Source organism: Aerococcus sp. L_32 (assembly GCF_050689315.1).
In genome coordinates this window covers 1-3,634 of record NZ_JBOEQF010000214.1, presented here as the reverse complement: position 1 = coordinate 3,634, position 3,634 = coordinate 1, and the positions used below count along the sequence as shown (strand labels likewise).

Annotated in this window: 4 protein-coding genes; 3 read left to right on the top strand and 1 reads right to left on the bottom strand. The window is 34.9% G+C overall.

Annotated elements, in window-relative coordinates; all coding sequences use genetic code 11:
• Positions 1-7 precede the first annotated feature (7 nt).
• The 3 genes from ACRCJ0_RS10650 to ACRCJ0_RS10640 all read left to right on the top strand — a co-directional run bounded on the left by ACRCJ0_RS10650 (position 8) and on the right by ACRCJ0_RS10640 (position 2,711).
• Complete coding sequence (locus ACRCJ0_RS10650) at positions 8-151, top strand: hypothetical protein (protein WP_431390422.1); 144 nt, start codon at positions 8-10, stop codon at positions 149-151.
• A 557-nt stretch (positions 152-708) separates the two neighbouring features.
• Positions 709-1,287, top strand: a complete 579-nt coding sequence (locus ACRCJ0_RS10645; RefSeq protein ID WP_431390421.1) for a hypothetical protein — start codon at positions 709-711, stop codon at positions 1,285-1,287.
• Between the two features lie 188 nt (positions 1,288-1,475).
• A complete protein-coding gene (locus tag ACRCJ0_RS10640) occupies positions 1,476-2,711 on the top strand; it encodes an RNA-guided endonuclease TnpB family protein (protein WP_431390420.1) in 1,236 nt (411 codons plus the stop codon).
• A 411-nt stretch (positions 2,712-3,122) separates the two neighbouring features.
• Here ACRCJ0_RS10640 and ACRCJ0_RS10635 read toward each other — a convergent pair whose 3' ends face one another.
• Positions 3,123-3,335: a hypothetical protein gene (locus ACRCJ0_RS10635; protein WP_431390419.1), complete on the bottom strand. Its 213-nt coding sequence runs from the start codon at positions 3,333-3,335 to the stop codon at positions 3,123-3,125.
• Positions 3,336-3,634 lie beyond the last annotated feature (299 nt).

Below are 3,634 nucleotides of genomic sequence, written 5' to 3'. Positions count from 1 at the left end.
GGAGTTAGTGACCTTAATCTTTGGTGAAGAAACCGACCAAGCAACAGCAGAATTAATCGCTGAAGCAGTCGAATCGGCTAACAAAGATATTGAAGTTGAGATCGTAGACGGTGGCCAACCAGTTTACCATTTCCTAGCATCAGTAGAATAATAAGCCTATATAAAGATACATACATGAAATGCTAGATGGACACACAACTTAACTATTATTCAATTCGTTAAGAGATGAAAACAGATAAAGTGTTCATTTTAGTTTTTTCTAATACAAATACAAGAGAGGGTAAAGATTTGAAATCAAAATCTTTACCCTCTCTTTATGAGACAGTCTAAGCAAGGCTATTAATGGGCTATTGCAGGGCTATATGCAGGCTCTGTGATAAGTAGACATGTAGATATGCAAATTGGATTTTTAAAAAAGTAATTTTGGATAAAGATAATGCTGGTAGTTTTGATGATTTTTTGAATGAGCGAAGCGAATTCTTAATTTTCGATAGAAAGTTTCAAACATAAAAAGCCCCCTGACGTTTAAGTCTAAGGGGGCTCTTTCGCACACCCTATCGTCTTTACGGGACGTATAGGGTATAAGTGCGCCCTTGGATATATAAATAAAAGCTAGCTCAAAATTTAGATAGCTTTTTTCTTTCATACGGTCTATTTATTTTTCTTTCGAAGCCGTATCGTCGATGTAATTAACGAATATATTGTATTATGATAGAATTAAAAGATTACTTATTTCTAAAGGAGAATTGGATGATAAATATTATACAAGCAGTTGGTTCAATCGGGACATTCATCATGGCAATGTTATATCTCATTTCGGTAATGGTACAAGTCAAACAAATTAAAATTTCTTTTATCCCATTCTTGGCTTTCGATCAAATTATTATGGAACAAGAAGGAAAAAATTTAAAATTAAGAAATCTAACAGAAAATGATTCCGACTATGTAAATACTGCTTTTAAACTACAAAATTTAGGCAGGGGAACTGCTAAAAATATAGATATAAAAGTCTATTTAAATGAAAACGAAGTTATACAAGAAAAACACCTTAATGTTTTACCTAGTGATAAATATTATTTAATGCCCATTGGTAAAAATGCGCTTGAAGAATTTCAAGATACAGCTAAAAATAATGGTTATACAACCACTATGCATATTAATATAAGTTACTATAATCAACTCTCTAAAAAGCAAAATAATATTATGTACCGAGTAAATATTGAGGAATTCGCTAATTTGGATGATAAAAATTTATATGAACTGGCATTTGATCCTATTGATGCTTAAATATGTAAATTTTGATCCGTAAAATTGATATTTGTTCATTTACAAGCTGTCAGCTAAGGAAACCTAGGTATTGATACCCAGGAGAAATTAGCGAAATAGACAGCTCTTTTTGTTGATTTTACTAGGTTATCTTTTATGTTTTCTCTAAATAGATGGCATAATGTATTTAAGAGAAAAGAGGTGACAAGATGCAGTTAACGAAAACGATTAAAGTGCAATTATACCCAAATGCTAGTGATATTGAAAAATTCGAAGAAACGCAACAACAGTTTTTAAACGCTTGTAATTTTGTTTCGATATATATCTTTGACCATGACTTTGAATTAGGTCAAACGACTTTGCACAACGCCTTGTATCATCAGATACGTCAGGATTTTGGGCTACAATCGCAAATGGCCCAGTCCGTGATGCGTACGGTAATCGCGAGATATAAGACCGTGAAAACACAGTTTAAACAAAAACCTAAGCGTTATAAAGATATCCATACAGGTAAATATCATACGCTATATAAAGACCTTTACCATTTAACGAAACCCCTAGGGTTTAAGCAACCAGTCGCTGTGTTCGTACGCAATCGTAATTACGCTTATCATCAAGACGATACCTATTCACTGACGACCAATCAAGGGCGAATTAAAGTGTCTTGTGATAAGCAACATATCGCTTATCTTCAACAATTTAGCCAGAATGCTTACAAGTTCGGTCAAGCTGAATTACTCTGTCGTAAGGGTAAGTGGTTCTTACACGTGTCCGCAAGTAAAGAGATAGACAGCCCAGATGAAACTGATATTCAACGGATTGTAGGCATTGACCGTGGTTTAAGACAGATACTAACTATTGCGGATGATACAACTCATACTACCTTCTATTCGGGTAAAAGCTTGATGAAGAAAAGACGGCGTTTTAAGGAATTGCGCCAGTCCTTACAAGCGAAGAACACCAAATCAAGTCGTAGACGCCTTAGAACAATTGAAAGACGAGAGAACCGCTGGATGAATGATGTGAACCATCAATTATCAAAGACACTCGTTGATCGATACGGGACCAATACCTTGTTTGTGTTAGAAGATCTTACGAACGTTACTTTTAACACGACTCACCATCGTAAGCAAGTTGCACGGTATGAACACCATTCTTGGCGATTCTTCGATTTTGAAGAAAAGTTAATGTATAAAGCTTTAGAAAGTGGTTCGCAAGTTTTAAAAGTATCCGCACAATTTACGTCCCAACGTTGTCCGAAATGCGAATCAATTGATAAAGCTAATAGACAACAAGATAAGCACTTGTTTACTTGTCAGAATTGTGGGTATCAATCAAATGATGACCGTGTGGCAGCTATCAATATTCAAGAATTGGGTCACCGATATCTGTCGAGTGAGAAAAACCCACGGTTTGAAAAAAGTGTGCCAATACAAAATTATTAAACATAAAACAATATTCAGTAAGTGTCTACAGACCGCTTACTAATGGGATGCCAGTCAACCATCCCTTAGTGTCTTTAAACGGTTGGAGATATTACATCGTTTGTACAACCACCATGTTTAGGACAAACTCTCTGTTTTAACAGAGAGTAGTTGATACATATCTAATATAGCATAAGATTCCCAATAAGCTCATATTTGCATTCTAAGACGTTTTAAATATATCTGCGTATACTTTTATGTATTTTATCTTTTCGTCGACAAATGCGGTAAAATTTTCGAAATAAAATATCTCAAGGGCGAACGTAGGGAGTGCATGTAGGGTCTTAAACAGGCATGAAGAGGCTTATACACAATAAAAGAACCCAGCAGTATAATCTGCTAAGCTCCATAGTATAGTTATTATTGTTGATGCTACAGGTCCTGCTCTTGCTCCTGCTTTTCTTTGTCTTTAGCAGAACGCCCTGCATTGAACTCCTTAACTGCTCCTATGATTAAGCATACTACAACATAGGCTAAGAATAGATACCATAGACCTATAAAGAACGATTTAAAATAAAACCATAGCATGAAAGAAACAATAACAAATGCAAACACGCTTAGAGCTGTTGTAATGATTGATAACATTTAAATGACCTTCTTGTATGCACCACTGCCCAACTACCTATTGAACTAATCTAAAACCTCTCAGAACAATCTCTTTTTTTGACCCGGTAGTCGGGAGGATTTCTCGGAAAAAAAACTTATTCTATTAGATAATCCCGTGCAGAAATAAATCAATCATTTCCTCTAAAGCAATCGTTTTGCTGATTGTGTGTTTAGAAGAAATATAAGGGGCCAGTGTCACAAAGAAATAAGTAGCAATTTTCTCTCCAGTAAGCTGATGTTTTAATTGCTTTTCGTAATCATCAAATAATAAGACGAAT

Bases quoted from the DNA above. Each gene is read 5' to 3' on its own strand.
- ACRCJ0_RS10635 (WP_431390419.1), bottom strand. From the start codon at position 3,335: ATGTTATCAATCATTACAACAGCTCTAAGCGTGTTTGCATTTGTTATT.
- ACRCJ0_RS10640 (WP_431390420.1), top strand. From the start codon at position 1,476: ATGCAGTTAACGAAAACGATTAAAGTGCAATTATACCCAAATGCTAGT.
- ACRCJ0_RS10645 (WP_431390421.1), top strand. From the start codon at position 709: ATGATAGAATTAAAAGATTACTTATTTCTAAAGGAGAATTGGATGATA.